16 protein-coding genes are annotated in these 20603 nt (G+C 57.1%); 15 read left to right on the top strand and 1 reads right to left on the bottom strand.

From position 1 onward, the window contains the following. Positions 1-87: 87 nt before the first annotated feature. The 4 genes from ACIPF8_RS11880 to ACIPF8_RS11865 all read left to right on the top strand — a co-directional run bounded on the left by ACIPF8_RS11880 (position 88) and on the right by ACIPF8_RS11865 (position 4361). Entirely contained in the window at positions 88-315 is a 228-nt protein-coding gene (locus ACIPF8_RS11880; protein WP_170851072.1) for a sulfurtransferase TusA family protein, read from the top strand. 340 nt (positions 316-655) lie between these two features. Next, positions 656-1408 (top strand): electron transfer flavoprotein subunit beta/FixA family protein, encoded by a 753-nt coding sequence (locus ACIPF8_RS11875; RefSeq protein ID WP_400421122.1) that lies wholly within the window; start codon positions 656-658, stop codon positions 1406-1408. 93 nt (positions 1409-1501) lie between these two features. After that, entirely contained in the window at positions 1502-2431 is a 930-nt protein-coding gene (locus ACIPF8_RS11870; protein ID WP_400421120.1) for an electron transfer flavoprotein subunit alpha/FixB family protein, read from the top strand. Between the two features lie 139 nt (positions 2432-2570). Further along, a complete protein-coding gene (locus ACIPF8_RS11865; protein ID WP_400421118.1) occupies positions 2571-4361 on the top strand; it encodes an acyl-CoA dehydrogenase in 1791 nt (596 codons plus the stop codon). Between the two features lie 77 nt (positions 4362-4438). Here ACIPF8_RS11865 and ACIPF8_RS11860 read toward each other — a convergent pair whose 3' ends face one another. Then, positions 4439-4858: an NINE protein gene (locus tag ACIPF8_RS11860; protein ID WP_400421116.1), complete on the bottom strand. Its 420-nt coding sequence runs from the start codon at positions 4856-4858 to the stop codon at positions 4439-4441. Positions 4859-5211: 353 nt separating this feature from the next. On the opposite strand from ACIPF8_RS11860, the gene rpsP reads away from it, so the two are divergent. The 11 genes from rpsP (at position 5212) to ACIPF8_RS11805 (ending at position 20584) form a co-directional block, all read left to right on the top strand. Then, positions 5212-5463: a 30S ribosomal protein S16 gene (gene rpsP, locus ACIPF8_RS11855; RefSeq protein WP_400421115.1), complete on the top strand. Its 252-nt coding sequence runs from the start codon at positions 5212-5214 to the stop codon at positions 5461-5463. A 35-nt stretch (positions 5464-5498) separates the two neighbouring features. Further along, entirely contained in the window at positions 5499-6062 is a 564-nt protein-coding gene (gene rimM / locus ACIPF8_RS11850; protein WP_400421314.1) for a ribosome maturation factor RimM, read from the top strand. Between the two features lie 62 nt (positions 6063-6124). Then, a complete protein-coding gene (trmD, locus tag ACIPF8_RS11845) occupies positions 6125-6871 on the top strand; it encodes a tRNA (guanosine(37)-N1)-methyltransferase TrmD (protein WP_400421113.1) in 747 nt (248 codons plus the stop codon). Positions 6872-7049: 178 nt separating this feature from the next. Then, positions 7050-7442 carry a 50S ribosomal protein L19 gene (gene rplS / locus ACIPF8_RS11840; protein ID WP_400421111.1) on the top strand — a complete coding sequence of 131 codons (393 nt, stop codon included), beginning with the start codon at positions 7050-7052 and terminating at the stop codon, positions 7440-7442. A 249-nt stretch (positions 7443-7691) separates the two neighbouring features. Further along, positions 7692-8366 carry a CoA pyrophosphatase gene (locus ACIPF8_RS11835; RefSeq protein ID WP_400421109.1) on the top strand — a complete coding sequence of 225 codons (675 nt, stop codon included), beginning with the start codon at positions 7692-7694 and terminating at the stop codon, positions 8364-8366. A 189-nt stretch (positions 8367-8555) separates the two neighbouring features. Then, a complete protein-coding gene (locus ACIPF8_RS11830; protein WP_400421107.1) occupies positions 8556-9512 on the top strand; it encodes a CobD/CbiB family protein in 957 nt (318 codons plus the stop codon). 233 nt (positions 9513-9745) lie between these two features. Continuing rightward, positions 9746-10096 (top strand): DUF3579 domain-containing protein, encoded by a 351-nt coding sequence (locus tag ACIPF8_RS11825; RefSeq protein ID WP_400421105.1) that lies wholly within the window; start codon positions 9746-9748, stop codon positions 10094-10096. A gap of 252 nt (positions 10097-10348) precedes the next feature. Beyond that, entirely contained in the window at positions 10349-13072 is a 2724-nt protein-coding gene (locus tag ACIPF8_RS11820) for an EAL domain-containing protein (RefSeq protein WP_400421104.1), read from the top strand. A gap of 97 nt (positions 13073-13169) precedes the next feature. Then, complete coding sequence (gene fumC, locus ACIPF8_RS11815; protein WP_400421102.1) at positions 13170-14561, top strand: class II fumarate hydratase; 1392 nt, start codon at positions 13170-13172, stop codon at positions 14559-14561. Between the two features lie 170 nt (positions 14562-14731). Beyond that, positions 14732-16534 carry an autotransporter assembly complex family protein gene (locus tag ACIPF8_RS11810; protein ID WP_400421100.1) on the top strand — a complete coding sequence of 601 codons (1803 nt, stop codon included), beginning with the start codon at positions 14732-14734 and terminating at the stop codon, positions 16532-16534. 27 nt (positions 16535-16561) lie between these two features. Continuing rightward, positions 16562-20584: a translocation/assembly module TamB domain-containing protein gene (locus ACIPF8_RS11805; protein ID WP_400421098.1), complete on the top strand. Its 4023-nt coding sequence runs from the start codon at positions 16562-16564 to the stop codon at positions 20582-20584. The last annotated feature ends 19 nt before the right edge of the window (positions 20585-20603 follow it).

Raw genomic sequence — 20603 nt, 5'->3', positions numbered from 1 at the left:
TGTTGCGACGCGTCAAAGCGCTGTATGTTTGGAGTAGAATCACAAATTGGCAGCAAATGTTAAAAATCTTTACTTTACGAAGTGGTTATGGAATTTAATAAAGAACTCGACGCACGCGGCCTGCATTGCCCACTGCCGATTTTGAAAACCAAGAAGGCGCTGGCTGACATGCTGAGTGGCGAAGTGCTGCGTGTGATGGCGACGGATTCTGGTTCGGTCAGGGATTTCCAGGCGTTTGCCAAGCAGACCGGGAACGATCTGCTGGAGCAGAGTGAAGAAAACAGAGAGTTTATTTTCTTCATGAAGCGCAAATAAACAAACGCCTATAAAACTTGCCTGGCGTTTGGCGCTTTCAGCTGGCTTCGTCGTACCTGTCACATACATTGCAACCAGCATCCTGCTGGTCGCCTCCCGCTTTAACCATTTCCTCCCGCCGCCTGGTCCCAGGCCGGAAAATTCCTCTCAAGCAAGCCGAAATCGGCATTTGACCCCAGATGTTCTGCAATAACTTGTGGCAATTAGTTGGTTTGCTCTATTCTTTAATAGAACGATCGTGCTAAATTCCAGTGTTAGATCGAATTCTCTCTTATAATTCCCAATTCAGATTTACGTTAACGTCAATTCAGATTTCTTTATTTTAATAAAAGGCATAACGATGAAAGTACTAGTACCAGTCAAGCGCGTCGTCGACTACAACGTCAAAGTGCGGGTCAAGTCTGACGGCAGCGGTGTGGATATTGCCAACGTCAAGATGTCGATGAATCCGTTTGACGAAATCGCCGTCGAAGAAGCCACGCGCCTGAAAGAAGGCGGCAAGGTCACTGAAGTGATCGCGATTTCCTGCGGCGTCGCGCAATGCCAGGAAACCCTGCGCACAGCAATGGCGATCGGCGCCGACCGCGGCATCCTGGTCGATACTGCCGATACCGATCTGCAACCGTTGGCAGTCGCCAAGCTGTTGAAGGCAGTCGCCGACAAGGAACAGCCGCAACTGATCATCCTCGGCAAGCAGGCTATCGACGACGATTGCAACCAGACCGGCCAGATGCTGGCTGCGCTGCTGGGCTGGCCGCAAGCGACATTCGCTTCCAAAGTTGTGCTGGAAGACGGCAAAGTCACGGTCACACGTGAAGTCGACGGCGGTCTGGAAACCATCGCCCTGACTCTGCCTGCAATCATCACTACCGACTTGCGCCTGAACGAGCCGCGCTACGTGACGCTGCCGAACATCATGAAGGCCAAGAAGAAAACTCTGGACGTGTTCAAGCCAGCCGATCTCGGTGTCGACGTTGCGCCGCGCCTGAAGACGCTGAAAGTGGTCGAGCCGGCCAAGCGCAGCGCTGGCATCAAGGTGCCTGATGTGGCTACCCTGGTCGCCAAGTTGAAGAACGAAGCCAAGGTCCTGTAAGCGATTACCAACCTGAACCAATTCATATCCAAGAACCACGCGCAGTGCCGCATCCAGTGATTGCAGGCGCGCGCATACAAATCAGGAGTCACCATGACAGCTCTCGTCATTGCCGAACACGATAACGCCTCGTTAAAAGGCAGTACCCTCAATACCATTACCGCCGCCAGCCAATGCGGTGGCGAAGTCCACGTGCTGGTCGCCGGCAGCAACTGCGGCGCAGCCGCCCAAGCCGCCGCGCAAGTTGCCGGCGTGACCAAAGTGCTGGTCGCCGATGCTGCGTACTTCGCTGACGGCCTCGCAGAAAACGTCGCCGAGCAAGTGCTGGCTCTGGCCTCCGCTTACAGCCACATCCTGGCTCCGGCTACCGCCTACGGCAAGAACATCCTGCCACGCGTCGCCGCCAAGCTGGATGTCGGCCAGATTTCCGAAATCACCAAGGTCGACAGCCCGGACACCTTCGAGCGTCCGATCTATGCCGGCAACGCGATCGCGACAGTGCAATCGGCTGACGCCGTCAAGGTCATCACCGTTCGTACCACCGGCTTTGATGCTGCTGCCGCGGGCGGTTCCGCTGCAGTGGAAAACATTACTGCAGCCGCCGACTTCGGCAAATCGGCCTTCGTTTCACGCGAACTCGCCAAGTCGGATCGTCCTGAACTGACAGCCGCCAAGATCATCGTTTCCGGCGGCCGCGGCATGGGCTCGGCTGAAAACTTCAAGATCCTGGAGCCGCTGGCCGACAAGCTCGGCGCGGCAATGGGCGCTTCGCGCGCCGCAGTCGACGCCGGCTTCGTGCCGAACGACTGGCAGGTCGGTCAGACCGGCAAGATCGTCGCGCCGCAACTGTATATCGCGGTCGGTATTTCCGGCGCGATCCAGCATCTGGCCGGGATGAAAGACTCCAAAGTCATCGTCGCCATCAACAAGGACGAAGAAGCGCCGATTTTCTCGGTGGCCGACTACGGCATCGTTGGCGATCTGTTCGAGATCGTGCCGCAGCTGGTAGCCGAACTGGGCTGAACTGCATAGTGTTGCAGGGCGTTGAAAAGCAAACTACGGATTGATTTTCAACGTTCTGTCAGGAGTCATAAAGGGTGGTATTGCAGGTACTGGCGGCGCCAGATCTAGTAGTGCCACCCGATTTTTTTTGGAGTAGGTCATGAGTTATGTCGCCCCACTGAAAGACATGTTGTTTGTCCTGAACGAGTTGGCCGGACTGGAGCAGGTCAATGCGTTGCCGGGCTGCGAGGATGCGACGCCGGAAACCGTGGAAGCGGTGCTGCAGGAGAATGCCAAGTTTTGCGGCGAAGTTGTCGCTCCGCTGAATCGTAGCGGCGATCTGGAACCGAGCTATTGGCACGACGGTCAGGTCACCACCAGCAAGGGTTTTAAAGAGGCGTTCAAGGCGTTTGCCGAAGCGGGCTGGCAAGGTGTTCAGCACCCGGTCGAATTCGGTGGACAAGGCTTGCCGAAGCTGGTCGCAACCCCATGCATCGAGATGCTGAATGCCGCCAATTTGTCGTTTGCGCTGTGCCCGCTGCTGAGCGACGGCGCCATCGAAGCGTTGCTGACAGCCGGTAGCGACGAGCAGAAGCGGATTTACCTGGAAAACCTGGTGTCGGGCAAATGGACCGGCACCATGAACCTGACCGAACCGCAAGCCGGTTCCGACCTGGCGCTGGTGCGCACCCGCGCGGTGCCGCAAGACGATGGCACTTTCAAGATTTCCGGCACCAAGATTTTCATTACCTACGGTGAGCACGACATGGCCGAGAATATCGTCCATCTGGTGCTGGCGCGCACGCCTAACGCCCCGGAAGGCGTGAAAGGCATTTCACTGTTCATCGTGCCGAAATTCCTGGTCAATGCCGACGGTACGCCAGGCGCCCGCAACGACTTCCATTGCGTCTCGCTGGAACACAAGCTGGGCATCAAGGCCAGCCCGACCGCAGTACTGCAGTTCGGTGATCACGGCGGCGCCATCGGCACATTGGTCGGCCAGGAAAATCGCGGCCTAGAATACATGTTCATCATGATGAATGCGGCGCGTTTTGCAGTTGGCCTGCAAGGCATCAGCGTTGCCGAGCGCGCCTATCAAAAAGCCGTGGCTTACGCCAAGGATCGGGTGCAGTCGCGTGACCTGGCTGGCTCCGCCGGCGCGGTAACCATCATCCATCAACCCGATGTGCGGCGCATGCTGATGTCGATGCGTTCACAGGTCGAGGCAGCACGGGCGCTGGCTTACGTTACCGCAGCTGCCCACGACGCGGCGCATCATCACGCCGACGAGGCGACCCGCAAGTCGAACCAGGCGTTCTATGAATACATGGTGCCGGTGGTCAAGGGCTGGTCGACCGAGCTCTCGATCGATGTGGCGTCCACCGGCGTGCAGATCCACGGCGGCATGGGCTTTATCGAAGAAACCGGCGCCGCGCAGTTCTATCGCGATGCGCGGATCTTGACGATCTACGAAGGCACCACAGCGATCCAGGCCAACGACCTGATCGGCCGCAAGACCGTGCGCGACGGTGGTGCGGTAGCCAAGGGCATTGTCGCCCAGGTACGCGCCACCCAGGCCGAGCTGGCTGCGAGCGGATCGGCTGACCTGGTTGCGATCGGCAAGCAACTGGCGCGCGGCGTCGATGCGTTGGAGCAGGTCATCACTTATGTGGTCGATAACCTGAAGAGCGATATCAAGGGCGTATTTGCCGGTAGCGTGCCGTACCTGAAACTGGCCGGTATCGTGCTCGGTGGCTGGCAGCTGGGACGGGCGGCGTTGGTGTCGGCTAGCAAGCTGCAGGCGGGTGGCGGCGACGCCAGTTTCTACCAGGCCAAGATCGGCACCGCGCGTTTCTTTGCGGACCATATCTTGTCCCAGGCCGATGCCTATCGTGTTTCTATTGTCGAAGGCAGCAGTGGTGTGATGGCGTTGACGGAAGACCAGTTCTGATAACTGGTTTAGCCAGGCAAAGAAAAAAGCAGCCCAAGCGGCTGCTTTTTTTTCATCTGACGGTGCTGCTCAAGGTGTCAGCCGTAGGCGCCGCCGGTGAACAGCAGGTCGAAGGTGCGCGCGATGGCGCCAATCAGGGCAATCGCACCGACCCCCAATGTCAGTACCACCAGCAATATGACAAACCAGCTGGAGTCGGATTTCTTGCCGGAATGGGCGTTGTACTTGGCGTCCCATTTCTCGTCGGGTGTCAGGCCGATCACCAGCGATTCAATGCAGGCAACCAGTCCTGAAATCACGAGCGGAGCAAACAGGAAGGGCACCAGCTGATCTTGTCGCCACAACAGGTAAGCCAGTAGCGAGAGTTGCAATGAAATCAGGTGCAGCCAGCCCCATTTATCTTTCAAGCCGCCCAGGTAGAAGCGGTGCAGGCCGATGCTGCCGAATACGGTGGCAAGGAAAGTCGCGCAAGTCTTGTTCTTGTGGCTAGTGGTCATTTGCTGGTCGCTTGGATTATTGATCTTCGGGAATCTGCATTAAAAAGCAGCAATTTCTTGTATCAGGTGGGTAAAATGTTAATATACTAGGTTGGATGTCGCTTTCTGTATTTCCTGTCCGCATCGCGCGAGCCGGAAAGGGCGATGGAATGGGGCGTAGTGTACAGCTTTGAGTTGCAAGCATGTCGCTGTTGCCCTTGCTCCGGATGTCGCCGGCAAGGCGATTTGGGTAGTCCTGCAAATTAGTTTGACGTGGAGAAACCACACCTGTGGCCCGCTCGGGTTGCGGGTTGGGTCTGGTATGCGTTATAATTTGCGGCTTTTTCCGTGTTCGAACACTTTTTGGAAACATTATGGTCGTTATTCGTTTATCCCGTGGTGGCGCAAAGAAGCGTCCTTTTTACAACATCGTAGCTACTGATTCGCGCAATCGCCGTGACGGTCGCTTCATCGAGCGCATCGGTTTTTACAATCCGGTAGCGTCTGGTGCTGAAGAGACTTTCCGTATTGCTCAGGACCGCCTGACGCATTGGCAAGGTGTTGGCGCGCAATTGTCGCCGACCGTTGCTCGTCTGGTTGCTGACGCTGCCAAGAAATCTGCTTAATTCGGCAGTTTGAACCGTTGAACGCGTCAGTGAATTTGTCGACCGCAGCACAGGCTGGAGCTGTAATACCTTCGGACCTGGTGGTGGTCGGTTACGTTACTGGCGCTTACGGTATCAATGGCTGGGTACGGATCAAACCGTATTCGGCGGATGCAGATGCGTTGTTGCACGCCAAGACATGGTGGCTGGGCCGGCAGAATTCGCCGGAGCTGCGCGATGTTGAAATGATGCAGGCGAAAAATCACAGTGGCGACATTGTGGCGCGCCTGATGGGTGTGGCAGGGCGCGATGCAGCCGAGGCCATGAAAGGCACCGTGGTGCATGTACCACGCAGCCATTTCCCGGCGCTCTCGGATGATGAGTTCTACTGGGTCGATCTGATCGGCCTGGCAGTTGAAAATCTGCAGGGCGAAAACCTGGGCGTAGTCGCCGATCTGATGGACAACGGCGCACATCCGATTCTTCGGATCACTGTCCCGGCAGTTGCAGATCAAGAAAAGGCGGCGCCAGAATTATTGATCCCGTTTGTCGACCAGTTCGTCAAGACGGTGGATCAGGCAGCCAAGAAAATTACGGTTGACTGGGGACTTGATTATTAAGTCCGAGCAGCTGAAGTTGCAATCGCTCAAGCGCTTGCAAGCGGAACAGAAGGGTGAGCGGGATGCAATTTGATGTCGTCACACTGTTTCCCGAGATGTTTGCAGCATTGACGCAGTCGGGGATTACCCGACGCGCGTTTGAGCAAAAGAAATGCGAACTGGCGATGTGGAATCCTCGCGATTTCACTACCGACAATCACCGCACCGTGGATGACCGGCCTTATGGCGGCGGACCTGGCATGGTGATGTTGGCAAAACCGCTGGAAGCTGCGATTGAGGCAGCCAAGGCGCGTCAGCTGAAGCAGGACTTGCCCGTACCGAAAGTTGTATATTTGTCGCCGCAAGGCCGGCCGTTGACCCATCAGCGCGTCATGCAGTTGACCGCCGAACCTGGCCTGGTATTGTTGTGCGGGCGTTATGAAGCGGTCGATCAGCGTTTGCTGGATCGTTGCGTGGATGAAGAAATCAGCCTCGGCGATTTCGTTTTATCCGGTGGCGAATTGCCGGCGATGGCCTTGATGGATGCAGTGATCAGGCAGTTGCCGGGCGTACTGAATGACGGTGCGTCAGCAGTCGAAGACAGTTTTGTCAACGGTTTGCTGGATTGTCCGCATTACACGCGGCCGGAAGTGTATGAAGGCGTGGCGGTGCCTCCCGTACTGATGGGTGGGCATCACGCTGAAATTGAAAAATGGCGACGCCAGCAGATGTTGCTTGCCACCGCAAGCAAGCGTCCGGATTTGATTCAGAAGATACGCGAGGCTGGTTTGCTGAGCCCGGCTGATGAAAAATTCTTGCGGAGCTTATAGGTTTTTATGGCTATGAATCGAGAGCGAAGCCCTCGGTTATAGCCGATAGCAGGTTGTAGTAAGCAGTAAAAGTAGTACCAACGGGAGGCCAACCGGCCGCCTATGTTTAACCCCATCCTCTACTGAGCAGGTGCATATGCACCAATTGGCGTCAGCAAGATGGTATCTGGAGCTAAAAATGGACTTGATCCAACAACTTGAGCAAGAAGAAATTGCTCGCCTTGCCAAAAATATCCCTGAATTCGCACCAGGCGATACAGTCGTTGTGAACGTTAACGTGGTTGAAGGTACGCGCAAGCGTGCTCAGGCTTACGAAGGCGTCGTCATTTCGCGTCGTAACCGTGGTTTGAACTCCAACTTCATCGTCCGTAAGATCTCTTCCGGCGAAGGCGTTGAGCGTACATTCCAACTGTACTCGCCATTGATCGCATCGATCGAAGTCAAGCGTCGCGGCGATGTCCGTCGCGCCAAGCTGTACTACCTGCGTGAACGTTCCGGTAAATCGGCACGTATCAAGGAAAAATTGCCACAACGTCGCAACACTGCAAGGGCTGCACCAGCAGCTGAGTAAGTTGTGTCGAGTCAGGCATAGGTATTGCATGAAAAAGGGGCGCCGTCAGGTGTCCCTTTTTTTTATCTGTCGTTTCCCCTGTGTTTGGCGTGCTATCGACTGTTTGCGTAGCGGGACAGGCATCGGTATCGATTAACGGCTAAGGGAAATGCATTAATTGTTATCATCTGTGTCTGCAGTGGAATATTCGCGCTGGCATAGGTGGCGTTATCGCAGCAAAGTGCCGGACAGATTTTTTGAGGAATTTTTTTGGTTAAGCTAACTTTCGATCCTTTGATGATGCCGGTCGACGCCGTAGCCGGCGAGTCTGCGCTGGCGCCTGAAAGGATGAGCGCCGCCTGGTTGCGTCAGCGCTTTGCTCATCAGCCGGAGTGGCAGCCCGAGGATCTGGATAGCCAGGCCATCCAGCGCATGCAGCAGGGCCGGCCGGTAACCCCAGCATCGGTGCTGATTCCGATCGTCATGCATGAGGAGCAGCCAACCTTGCTGTTCACGCAGCGCGCTGCTCATCTGACCGATCACGCCGGGCAGGTGAGTTTTCCCGGCGGCAGGATGGAAGAGAGCGATGCCTCTCCGGTTGAGACCGCCTTGCGCGAAGCCGAAGAAGAAATCGGGCTGGCGCGGCGCCAGGTTGAAGTGATCGGCACTTTGCCTGAATATTTTACCGGTACCGGTTATCGGGTCACGCCGGTGGTGTGCCTGATTGCTCCACCGATCAGCTTGCGCGCCGATCCGGATGAGGTGGCAGAAATTTTCGAAGTGCCGCTGGCGTTCCTGATGGATGGCCTGAATCATCAATTGCGCAGCATCGATCTGCCGGATGGCTATCGCCGCACCTTTTATGCGATGCCATATGAGCGCTTCTTTATTTGGGGCGCAACGGCGGCAATGCTCAGAAATCTGTTTCACTTTCTCCGAGCCTGATCGGGGTATCGCGCTACTTATTTTTCGCTGATTGCCAAATTAATTGCAGGCAGCTCACTGTACAAGTTTGATTCTGCGAGTGTGCTGCGTTATCGTATGGGATACTTCGGTTTTGGTGCAAAATCGATTCCTGGATTGCTGGCACGGTGCGGACTTGATACGCAGTTTGTTGACTTATAAGGCTGGTTAATGACATTCCTCTCTATTCTGTTTGCGTTGCTGATCGAACAACTGAAGCCGCTTCGCGCGGATAATCCCGTGTATGCGTGGATCAAGCGCTTCGCGAGCAAGATAGAAAACTCGTTCAATGCGGGACAGGCGCGCCAGGGTCGTTTGGGCTGGTTCTGCGTGATGCTGGCATTGACCGTGCCGACTGCGTTGATCTATTGGCTGTGCGTGCATATCGGCTTTTGGGCGGCGTTTTTGTGGAATGTGCTGATTGTCTATCTGACCCTCGGATTTCGTCATTACAGTCATTACTTCAGCTCGATCCAGCTGGCCCTCAATACCGGCGACGAAGCCACCGCGCGGGCGCTGCTGGCTGAATGGACCAAGCTGGATACGACAGACATGGATGTCAGCGAAATTTCCCGTATCGCCGTAGAGAAAGCCCTGATCACCACGCATCGTCACGTGTTCGGCGTATTTTTCTGGTTCCTGATGCCGGTCGGCCCTGCGTGTGCCGTGATGTATCGCATTGCAGAGTATCTGGCGCGCGGCTGGAACGAGCCGGACCATATGAAAAACGAAGCTTTCGGACGTTTTGCCACCCAGGCGTTTTACTGGATCGACTGGATTCCTGCACGTTTGACGGCAGCCGCTTTTGCCGTGGTCGGCAATTTTGAAGATGCGATCTACGCCTGGCGAAATTTTGCCGATCGCTGGAAAAACGAGACCGACGGCATCATCCTCTCGACTGGTGGTGGAGCGATGGGTGTTCTGCTTGGTACGCCGTTGGAGAATGCTGTCGCCATCTTGCCGATTGACGCCTCGACGGTAGATTCGACGACTGCAGAGGGCGACAGCCCGCCTGGCGATGCGCCAACTCCGCGCGCATTGCAAAGCACAGTCGGCCTGGTGTGGCGCGCTCTGTTATTGTGGATGTTCCTGTTGCTGCTATTGTCGGCTGCGATCTGGTTCGGCTGATTGCTTGCGGCGGCGCCGGTGCGTGCTTACAAGCAAGATGCCGGCGCAGGAGTCCTTCCATGTCAGGCGTGGCGTGTTGGTCTTATATAAGATATAATACGTAAGAATTAACCTAGGCGATCTCATGATCCGATCTCGTGATCGTATATGAGCGCGCGAAAATTGTGGCTTGCTTCCAAAAGAGGCCAAGCAAATGTCTGTAGCAAGCGTTATAGAAGAAACGAGCTGTACGCATGGCTGATACTATTCAATCATCTCCCGACGCACCTGCCCGCGAATTTTTCATTCAAGGCATTACCAGTGATGGCAGGCAATTCCGACCCAGCGACTGGGCGGAGCGTCTGTGCGGCGTGATGGCCTGCTTCCGTCCGGAAGGATCGGGAGGGCGCAACGCTCATCTACAATATTCCCCTTATGTCAGGCCGGTGCTGCTGAATGGCGTGCGGTCTGTCGTTGTCAACGAAGAGCTGCGTCAGATTGAGCCGCTTGCCTATCATTTCGTGGTCAATTTTGCCAAAGATAACGATTTACAAATCGTGCATGCCTGTCTTTTGCCTGATGCCGAAGTGCCAAAAGCCCCCTGATTTCTGATTAATATCGCGACAATTGTTGTGATATGGATTTTAATTTCTTTTGAGCACTAAAAAGAAATCAATTCGCTACGTTACCTAGCAAAAAGTCCGTGTAATATTTCGGCTATTGTTCGCAATGGAGTGGAAATGTTTCGTCGAGGCTCGTCAATTTTTGTACCCATTGCCTCTTTATTCAGTTTGATATTGGGCCTGGCCATTACGCTTGGGCTTTTTGTCTCGGTGCGGCATCTCGAGCACGAGAAAGTGGATGCGGAATTTCGGCGCCTTGCCAGCGGCCATCTGAAGGCTGTGGTCGACGGACTCGATGCACTGGTACATGAGCTGGAAACCATCAATCGCCTGTTCATCACGGTGGACGGCGTCACCCGCGAGCAGTTCCACACATTTGCTACGCCGATGCTGCAGCGTTCTCCGTATGTCAAGTCGCTGGGCTTCCAGCGCCTGGTGACTGCAGCACAGCGTCCCGCGTTTGAAGCGGAAATGCGCAGGTACTATCCCAATTATTCGATTCGGCAATTAGGTGACGGCAAGCCCGAGTCTGCAGTGGGCCGGGACCAGTATCGCGTGGTCGAATACATGGAGCCGATGGCGGGCAACGAACGGGCTTTCGGACTTGATGTTTCAACCAGCAAGATCCAGGCGGAGCCCTCGCAGCGCGCGCGCGATACAGGTTTGCCGGCTTCCACCGATTTGTTCGATCTAACCAGGCGCGATAATGGGCGCCAGCTGGGGTTGATGATCCTGATGCCGGTCTACCAGCATGATGCAGTGTTGGACAGCGTCGACGACCGTCGTCGCGCCTTGATCGGCTATACCAGCGCGGCGGTGTGGGCTGATGCTTTTGTCAGTAGCGTGCTGGCCAAGGATGGCGCACAGGCGCGCGACGATTTTTTTCTCCGGGTGTATGCGAGCGCCAAGCCCGAGGACGCCAGCCTGGTTTATCGCCAGGGCAATCCGGTGACTTCTTCGGAGGCGGCCACATGGCTGCCATCGTGGTTGTTTTACGATGCGCCGCAAGACATGTCGCAAAACTTCGAACTTGCCGGCAAATCCTGGTACATCGAAGCATCCTCGCCGCCAAGAATTTTTACCAAGAAGAATGCGGGTTCGATGCTGGTGCTGTTGTTGGGCAGCCTGCTCAGCGTCATCGGCGCCGCCTATCTGTATTTCTTGTCGACGCGTTCCAAGCGCATCGAACAGCTGGTCGATGCGCGCACACAGCAAGTGCGGCTGGCGACCCAGATGATGAAAGAGGATATCGTTGCCCGCAAACGCGCCGAAGATGCGTTGCAACTGCGTGAACGCGCCATCGAATCCAGTGCACACGCGATCATCATTTCCAGCGCCAAGCTGCCTGACCACCTGGTCGAATATGTGAATCCGGCTTTCGAACGGATTACCGGCTACACGTCGAGCGAAATGATCGGCCGCAATCTCGAGATATTGCATGGCGATGACCACGACCAGTTCGGACTGGAGGAAATCCGTTCGGCCTTGCGCGAACAGCGCAGCGCCAACGCGGTGATCCGTAGTTATCGCAAGGATGGCACGCTGTTCTGGAACGATCTATACGTGGCGCCGGTCAAGGACAGTTCCGGCCGCGTCAGTCATTTCGTGACGGCGCTGTATGACATCACCGAAATGAAAAGCTATGAGGCCGAACTCGAACACCAGGCGCGCCACGATACCTTGACCGGTCTTGCCAATCGCAACGTCCTGAGCGATCGCCTGAGCCAGGCAATCGTCTACGGCGAGCTTTACGGCCATCGGGTATGGGTATTGTTTGTCGACCTGGACCGCTTCAAGTTCGTCAACGACACACTGGGCCATAATGCCGGCGATCTGCTGTTGAAAGAAGTTGCGCAGCGTCTCAAGGCCTTTACCCGCGAAGCCGATACGATTGCGCGCCTGGGTAGCGACGAATTCGTCCTGATTCTGCCGGAGCGCCTTGACGAGGAACTAAGCGTGGGGCTGATCCAGGGCATGATGGACTCGATCGCGCGGCCGCTGCAAATCGAAGGTTATGATTTCTTCCTGAGCTGCAGCATTGGCGTCGCGGTTTATCCGAACGATGGCGCCGATCCGGAAAGCCTGCTCAAGCATGCCGACATCGCCATGTACCGCGCCAAGGAGATGGGCAACAACAACTATCAGTTCTATACCGCTGCGATGAATGAGCGAGCGCTGGAGCGATTGCGCATCGAAGGCGATTTGCGTAATGCGCTGGAGCGCAAGGAATTGCTGCTGTACTACCAGCCGCAGGTGGATTTACGCACCGGGCGCGTGGTCGGCATGGAAGCATTGATCCGCTGGAAGCATCCGCAGCTCGGCATGATCTCGCCGACGCGCTTCATCAACCTGGCGGAAGAGACCGGCCTGATCGTCCAGATCGGCGCCTGGGTGATGCATACCGCCTGTGAACAAAACAAGGCGTGGCAACGCATGGGACTGGGCTACCTGCGCATGTCGGTCAACCTGTCGACCCGTCAGTTCTTCCAGCAGAACCTGGTGCAGTCGGTGGCGCAAGTGCTGGAAGACACCGGATTGGCGCCGCATTACCTGGAAATCGAGTTGACCGAGAGTCTGGTGATGACCGATGTCGAACTGGCGGTCGGCATCCTTAACGATTTGAAAGCGATCGGCGTGCAATTGTCGATCGACGATTTCGGCACCGGCTATTCGAGCCTGGCTTACCTGAAGAGTTTCCCGATCGATGCACTGAAGATCGATCAATCGTTTGTACGGGACATCACCGTCGACCAGGACGATGCGGCGATCGTTGCTTCAATTATCTCGCTGGCGCATAACCTGCGCCTGCAGGTGATCGCCGAAGGTGTCGAGACCCAGGAACAGTTATCCTACCTGCAGCGTCATCGTTGCGACGAAATGCAAGGCTTCTACTTCAGCGAACCGATCGCAGCTGCGGCTATCGAAGAGCTCCTGCGCGCCGGAAAAGTATTACCATAGGCAATTCAGCCACGCTGCCGCGTCTTCGACGCGTGCGGCAAGCCAGCATCCTCCGGCCCTGCGCCGACCGCATCCCTGTTATTTGATGGAGCATGACATGACTACTACCAGAACAGAGCGTGACACTTTTGGCAAAATCGAAGTCCCGGATGATCGCTTGTGGGGTGCGCAGACACAGCGCAGCCTGCATCATTTCCACATATCCAGCGAGCGCATGCCGACCGAACTGATCGTGGCGCTGGCGGCGGTCAAGCAGGCTTGCGCCCAAGTCAACCAGGATCTCGGCAAGCTGCCGAAAACCCAGGCTGCGGCGATCATCGAGGCGGCGCAGGAAGTGGTGGCAGGCAAGCATCCGCAGGAATTTCCATTGTCGATCTGGCAGACCGGTTCCGGCACACAAAGCAACATGAACATGAACGAGGTGCTGGCCAATCGCGCTTCGGAATTGCTTGGCGGCGTGCGCGGCGAATCGCGCCTGGTGCACCCCAACGATGCGGTCAACATGAGCCAGTCGTCGAACGATATTTTCCCGACTGCGATGCACGTGGCGGCGGCGCTGGCGATTGCCAATGCGTTGCTGCCGTCATTGCGCAAGCTGCGCGCCACGCTGCACAAGAAGTCAGTCGACTTCGATGATATTGTCAAGATCGGACGTACCCATCTGCAGGACGCCACGCCGCTGACGCTGGGCCAGGAATTCTCCGGCTACGTGGCGCAGCTGGATCTCGCCGAAAAAATCATCACGGCGGCGCTGGAGCCATTGTGCGACCTGGCGGCCGGCGGTACTGCAGTCGGTACCGGCTTGAACGCGCCGAAGGATTTTGGCGTCCGGGTGGCAGCGCAGCTTGAAAAAACCGAAGGCTTGCCGTTCCGCAGCGCCGACAATAAATTCGCCGCGCTGGCGTCGCACGACGCGCTGGTTGCCGCTCACGGCGCCTTGAAGACGCTTGCTGCGGCGTTGATGAAGATCGCCAACGATGTACGCTGGCTGGCGTCCGGGCCGCGCTCGGGGCTGGGCGAAATCAGCATTCCGGAAAACGAACCCGGCAGCTCGATCATGCCGGGCAAGGTCAATCCGACCCAGTGCGAAGCGCTGACCATGCTGTGTTGCCAGGTGTTCGGCAACGATGTCGCGATCAATTTTGGCGGCGCATCGGGCAATTTCGAACTGAATGTGTTCAAGCCGCTGATCGCCCACAATTTTTTGCAGAGCGTGCGCTTGCTGGCGGATGGCATGACCAGCTTTGAAGAGCATTGCGTCGACGGCATCGCCGCCAATCGTGATCGCATCGCCGAGTTGATGGAGCGCTCGCTGATGCTGGTGACGGCGTTGGCGCCGCATATCGGCTACGACCGTGCGGCGCAGATCGCCAAGCACGCACATCACGACGGTAGCACCTTGAAACAGGCGGCGCTGGAGCTGGGTTACGTGACCGAGCAACAGTTCAACGATTGGGTGCAACCGGTCAAGATGACTTATCCGGAATAGCCTCGTCTACCATGCAGTGGCACATAAGAGATGCTATTTTTACAATTGAAATTTAATGTTTGTTAGAATGCTATCCCTCTAATGCCTGTATTGCCCTTATCTATGTTTTTATCGATTTTCTTGAGGGAAATCCACACATTTCTTGCGCTGCTCCGTATGGATTGCAGCGCATGGTGAAACGTCTTTATACGCCAGCGACCTGGTTGACGCCCTCTATCCGTGGCACTGTTTTCGGTTTTCTGGCGCTGGTCGCCGGCTTCGCCGCGCCGACAGCGAACGCCACATATCGGGTTGACATCGAGGCGCCCTCGGATATCAAGGGTTTGCTGGAGCAGCATCTGGATTTGTCGCGTTACAAGGATCGTACTGACCTCAGCGACGATCAGCTGAAGTATCTGATCGATACGGTGGGCGACCAGGTGACGCAGTTGACCTCGACCGAAGGCTATTTTTCGGCCACCACCAGCGTCACTGTGGAACCGGGCGAACCCAAGACCATCCATCTGAATGTCGAGGCCCATCAGCGCACCATGGTGTCGCAGGCGGTTATCGATGTGATCGGCAGCGCGGCCACCGATACCCCGGAACGCGTCAGCCAGATCAAGCAGAACTGGGGTTTGCCGGTAGGACAGCCGTTTCGCCAGGCCGATTGGGCCAAGGCCAAGGACGACGGTTTGCAGGTGTTGCAGAAGCGACGCTATCCGGCGGCCAAGATCGCCAGCTCGGAAGCGCGCATTACGCCTGAGGATAATGATGCCGAACTGGCGGTCAAGTACGACAGCGGGCCGGGTTTTACACTCGGTGCATTGCATATCACCGGCACCAAACGTTATCCCGCCAGCATCATCGAGAATGTCAATCCGTTGTTCGTTGGCGAGGAATACAGTGTTGACCGCTTGCTGCTGCTGCAGCGGCAGATCCAGAATACCTCTTACTTCGGTAATGTAATCGTCAGCATCGATGACGATCCGGCCCACGCCAGCGAATCGCCGGTGAATGTCCAGGTCAGCGAATTCCCCACGCAACGGGTGCGTGCCGGGCTTGGCTATGCGACCGATACCGGGGCGCAGGTACAGGGGCGCTACACCAACTACAACGTGTTCGGTAAAGCCTGGGTGTTCGACGCGCAGACCAAGATCGAGCAGCGCCGCCAGTACGGCTCGCTGGATTTGTCGATGCCGCCGGATACCCGCAGCTTTGTCAACGGCGTCAATGGCTCGTATGACCGCACTACCTTGCAGGGCGTCGATTTGCGCAGTCTGAAGGTCGGCCTGAAGCGTGCTCGCTCGCTGGAAAATTACGACACTGCGCTAACATTGGATTACTACCGGGATCAGCTGCAGCAGACCGACGGCGCGGTCCTGCCTCCCAATACCGTGGTGCAGCCGGGCCAGCATCAGGCGCTGGTGCCGGGATTTGCCTGGGTGCGGCGCGCAGTCGACGATTCAATCTTTCCGCGCAGCGGCCATATTTTCTCGATACAAACCGGTTTTGCCGTGAAAGGCTTGCTGACCGATCAGACATTTTTCCGTGCCGACGGTCGCTACAAGTATTTTGTCCCGGTCGGCAAACGCGATGTGGTGATCTTGCGCACCGAGATGGGCGGCGTGTTTACCAGCGGCTCCAGCGCTGCGGTGCCGGCTTCTCTGTTGTTTCGCGCAGGCGGTAACGAATCGATTCGCGGCTACAGTTATGACAGCATCGGCAATACGCAGAACGGCACGGTTTATCCGACCAAATACCTGGTCACCGGCAGCGCCGAATATCAGCACTGGGTTACCCAGCAGTGGGGCGGGGCATTGTTTTACGATATCGGCACGGCCACCGACAGCTGGGTCGACAAGGAGGTCAAGGTCGGCACCGGCGCGGGCTTGCGTTATCGCAGTCCGGTCGGCACCGTCAATCTGGACCTTGCCTATGGCATCCAGGCCAGGCAGTTCCGGCCGCATATTTCGCTCGGCATCGCTTTTTGATTCCCTCACATTTTCAAGACTGAACGCATGACCCAAGCGCCCGCTACATCGCCAGAACCAGCTACACCGCCAACGCCAACCCGGCGGCGCGGCTGGTTGCGCTTGCTTGCTGGCTTGATCGGTACAGTGCTGCTGCTGGTGGCGCTGGCTGCAGCCGCCTTGTTTTTCAGCGTGCGCTCGGAGGCGGGTACGCGCGCCTTGTGGCAGTTAGCGACCTGGGCCATGCATGGCAACCTGTCGGGTCAATTGGCCGGCGGCACGTTGGCTGATGGCCTGCAATTGCGCCAATTGGTGTATCGCGACGCGACGCAGGAATATACGATTGACCGGATCGACGCCAAGTGGCACCTTAATTTGTCGCCGCTGAAGTTGCAGGTCGCTTACCTGCATGTCGGCAAGGTCGACGCCCGCCTGCAACCGACGCCGCCGACGCCAACCGTGCTGCCGTCCAGCCTCAAGCTACCGTTGCAACTGGAGCTCAACGACATTTCACTGGCGCAGCTGGCGCTGCATGAAGGCTTGAGCACGACCGAACTGAGTCATCTGCAATTGCACGGCGAGTCGGATGGGCTCCAGCATCAACTGGTGGTGGAGCGGCTCGATACGCCCTACGGTAAGGCCGGCGCCAAGCTCAGCCTGAACGGTGCGCGCCCGTTCGCACTGAGTGGTGGTGTCGAATTGAGCGGCGAATACCAGCAGGAAAAATATCAGGTCGATGCGCGCTTGTCCGGCTCACTGGAAGCGCTGGATATCGATTTGAATGCGCGTGGCGATAAATTGTCCGGTACCGCCAAGATTGCCGCGACGCCGTTCGCGTCTATCCCTTTCCAGAGCGTCGCATTGCAGGCCGCACACGTGAATCCCAAACTGTTCAGCAGCGGTGCACCACAGGCCGATTTGAGCCTGCAAGTCGAATTGAAACCGCTCACGCCGCAACCGCAGCCTTCCGCAGCTGCGTCCAATGGCGCTGCCGCGCCTTCGGTTGATTTATCGGCCCTGGCGGTGAGTGGCCCGATCCGGATTATCAATGCGATGGCCGGCACGCTCGATCAGGATCGTTTGCCGTTGGTCAGCGCCAGCGCCGAGCTGCGGCTGGATGCGCAGGCGCAGCAGATATCGCAGCTGCAAATAAAGTTGCTGAAAGACGCTGTCATCAACGGCCAGGGCGTCTATCACAGCGACGGCAAGGATAAAGAAAATGGCGAATTCAATTTCGCCGTAACGGGCTTGGATCTACACGCCTTGCACGGCAAGCTGCAACCGTCGCAGCTGCGTGGGCCCGTCAGCGTCAAGCTGACGCCGCAGAACCAGCAGCTTGCGCTGGACCTGGCCGACGCCACTTACAAGGCCAAACTGGAAGCCGTGTTCGATGCCAAGCAGATCACGCTGAAAACTGCGCAACTGGCGGTCGGTGCGGCGCGTCTCGACGCCAGCGGCACGTTGGGGCACGATGAGAAAATGTCTTACGCGCTGAAGGGAAGCCTGCGTGCCTTTGATCCGTTCTTGTTTATCAACAACGGCGCGGCGCCGGCCAACTCCAAAACCAAGGCGAAGGCGCCGGCGAAGCCAGTCACGGCGAGCATCAACATGGATCTCGATGCTGCCGGTAACCTGATGCCCGAACTGGGCCTCAAGCTTAAGTTCGCGATTCGCGACAGCCGCTACGATCAATTGCCGATGAGCGGCGGCGGTGTGCTCAACCTGACCGGAAAACGTCTGCTGCCGAGCGATATTGCATTGTCGGTGGCGGGTAACGAGGTACAGGCCAAGGGCAGTTTCGGCGCCGTCGGCGACCGCCTGCAAGTGAAGATTGATGCACCGGAATTGCAGCGGCTCGGATTCGGTTTGTCCGGTGCACTGCACCTGGATGGACAGGCCAGCGGAACATTGCAACGGCCTAGCGTACAAGCGACCTATCGGGCCGACAAACTGGCATTCGGTGAACATCGGGTAGATAGCCTGGCGGGGCAGGCCGATGTCCAGGCCGACCTCGACGCCAAACTCAATTCCAGCAGCAATCGCCTGGCGCTGAGCGTCGATGGCCGCGGTTTGCATAGCGGATCCGATCTTGCGCTCGATAAATTGCATCTGAATTTATCCGGCACTTATGGCGCCCATACCTTGAAACTGGAAAGCGACGGTAGTGTGCGCGGCAAGCCCTTGCATTTGACGATGGCTGCGCAAGGCCAGCTCACGCAAGGCAAGAACGGTTACGGCTGGCAGGGCCAATTGAGCGAGTTGCAGAATCAGGGAACGCCGCGCATCAATCTTGGCGCGCCGTTGACGATCAGCGCAGAAGCCGGGCGCGTGGTGCTGGGTGCGACGCGCTTGAACGTCGCCGATGCGCAGATTGATCTGAAAAATTTTAGCTACGACAACGGTAAATTGCGTTCGGCAGGTGAGATCAATGCGCTCAATGTCGCCACAGTACTGAGCCTGGCACATGAGTTTGGCGCGCCTGAAGTGCCGCTGAAGACCGACCTGGTGTTGGACAGCAGTTGGGATTTTTCGTTGGCGGACAACATGAGCGGCTTCGTGCAGATCGCCCGCCGCAGCGGCGACCTGCGTGTCAGTCACGGACGAGGCGACATCAACCTTGGTTTGTCTGAACTCAAGTTGCGTGCCGATCTGCAGTCCAATCATATCAAGCTTGACGGCCAATTGGCCGCGGCCCGGATTGGCACGCTGACGACGCAGTTGCAGCTGGCCTTGCAGAACAGCGGTGGAGTCTGGACTATCAGCGATAGCTCGGCGTTGTCAGGTTATGCCCGGCTGCAGGTGCCGAAACTGAAATCGATGGGAGATTTGATCGGGCCGCAGGTTGCGCTGGATGGCAGCATCGGTATGGATTTGAATCTGACCGGCGAGCTTGGCAAACCGAAAATATCCGGCACCGTCACCGGCGATCAGCTAGCAGTGACCCTGTTTGATCAGGGGATCAAATTGAAGGACGGTACTGCCCGTCTCAATCTTGCCGATAACGTGGTTGATTTGCAGCAGCTGGAATTCCATGGCGGCGACGGCACCATACGTGCTACCGGGCGCTTGCAACTGGGACACGACAATCCCGACTTGACCGCGAATGTCATCGCCGATCATCTGCAGTTGTTCGCCAGCCCAGACCGGCAACTGATGCTTTCCGGCCAGGCCAAGATCGCCAACGTCAGGGAGCAGCTGCATGTCGACGGCAAGTTCACGGTCGACAAGGCGTTGTTCGATTTGCCGAAGAGCAGTGCGCCGGTGCTGGGCGACGACGTGATCATTGTCCGTAAAGATGTGAAAGCCCGGGCTACGCCGCTGACCGAGAAGGAACGCTTGGCCAAGGCAGCAGAGAAGCCGGCCGGTGGCGCCACTCCAGTGATGAACGTCGAAGTGGATTTCGGCGACGATTTCCGCTTCCGCGGTAGCGGCGCCGACTTGTTGTTGCGCGGCGCCATGCAGGTACGCAGCGAACCTTACCAGGCGTTGCGCGCGACAGGCACCATCCGGGTCGCCAGCGGCAGTTATGAGGTGTTCGGCCGCAAACTGGCGATCGAACGCGGGCTGATCAATTTCCAGGGACCGATCGACAATCCGAACATTTATATCCTGGCGATGAAGCGCAATCAGGACGTCGAGGCCGGTGCCGAAATCACCGGTACGCCATCCACCCTGCGGGTCAAGCTGGTGTCGGAACCGAATGTGTCGGATGAAGAAAAATTATCCTGGTTGATGTTCGGCCATGGCAGCGACAGTTCCGCTTTGGGGCAGCGACAAGCGGCGGGGCAGGCGCTGGCGCTGCTTGGCAACCTGGGCGGCAAGAAGATCGCGCAAGGCATCGGTTTCGATGAGTTCTCGATCGGATCGAGCGAATCGGGCATCGACAACGAGCAGGTCGTCAGCCTCGGCAAGGCCATTACCGAAAAAATCAACCTTGGCTATGAACAGAGCCTGACCAGCGCCGCCAGCATCCTCAGGCTTACCTGGCAATTTTCAAGACGCTGGTCAATGGTCATGCGCGGCGGCACCATCAATGGCTTGGATGTCTTGTATAACCTGCGGTTCGATTAACGGCTACGCAGCCACAAGC

The sequence above is a fragment of the Collimonas sp. NPDC087041 genome (assembly GCF_044745265.1).
Taxonomy (GTDB): Bacteria; Pseudomonadota; Gammaproteobacteria; order Burkholderiales; family Burkholderiaceae_D; genus Collimonas.
Note: the sequence above shows the minus strand (reverse complement) of the source record. Positions and strands in the feature narration are given on the sequence as shown.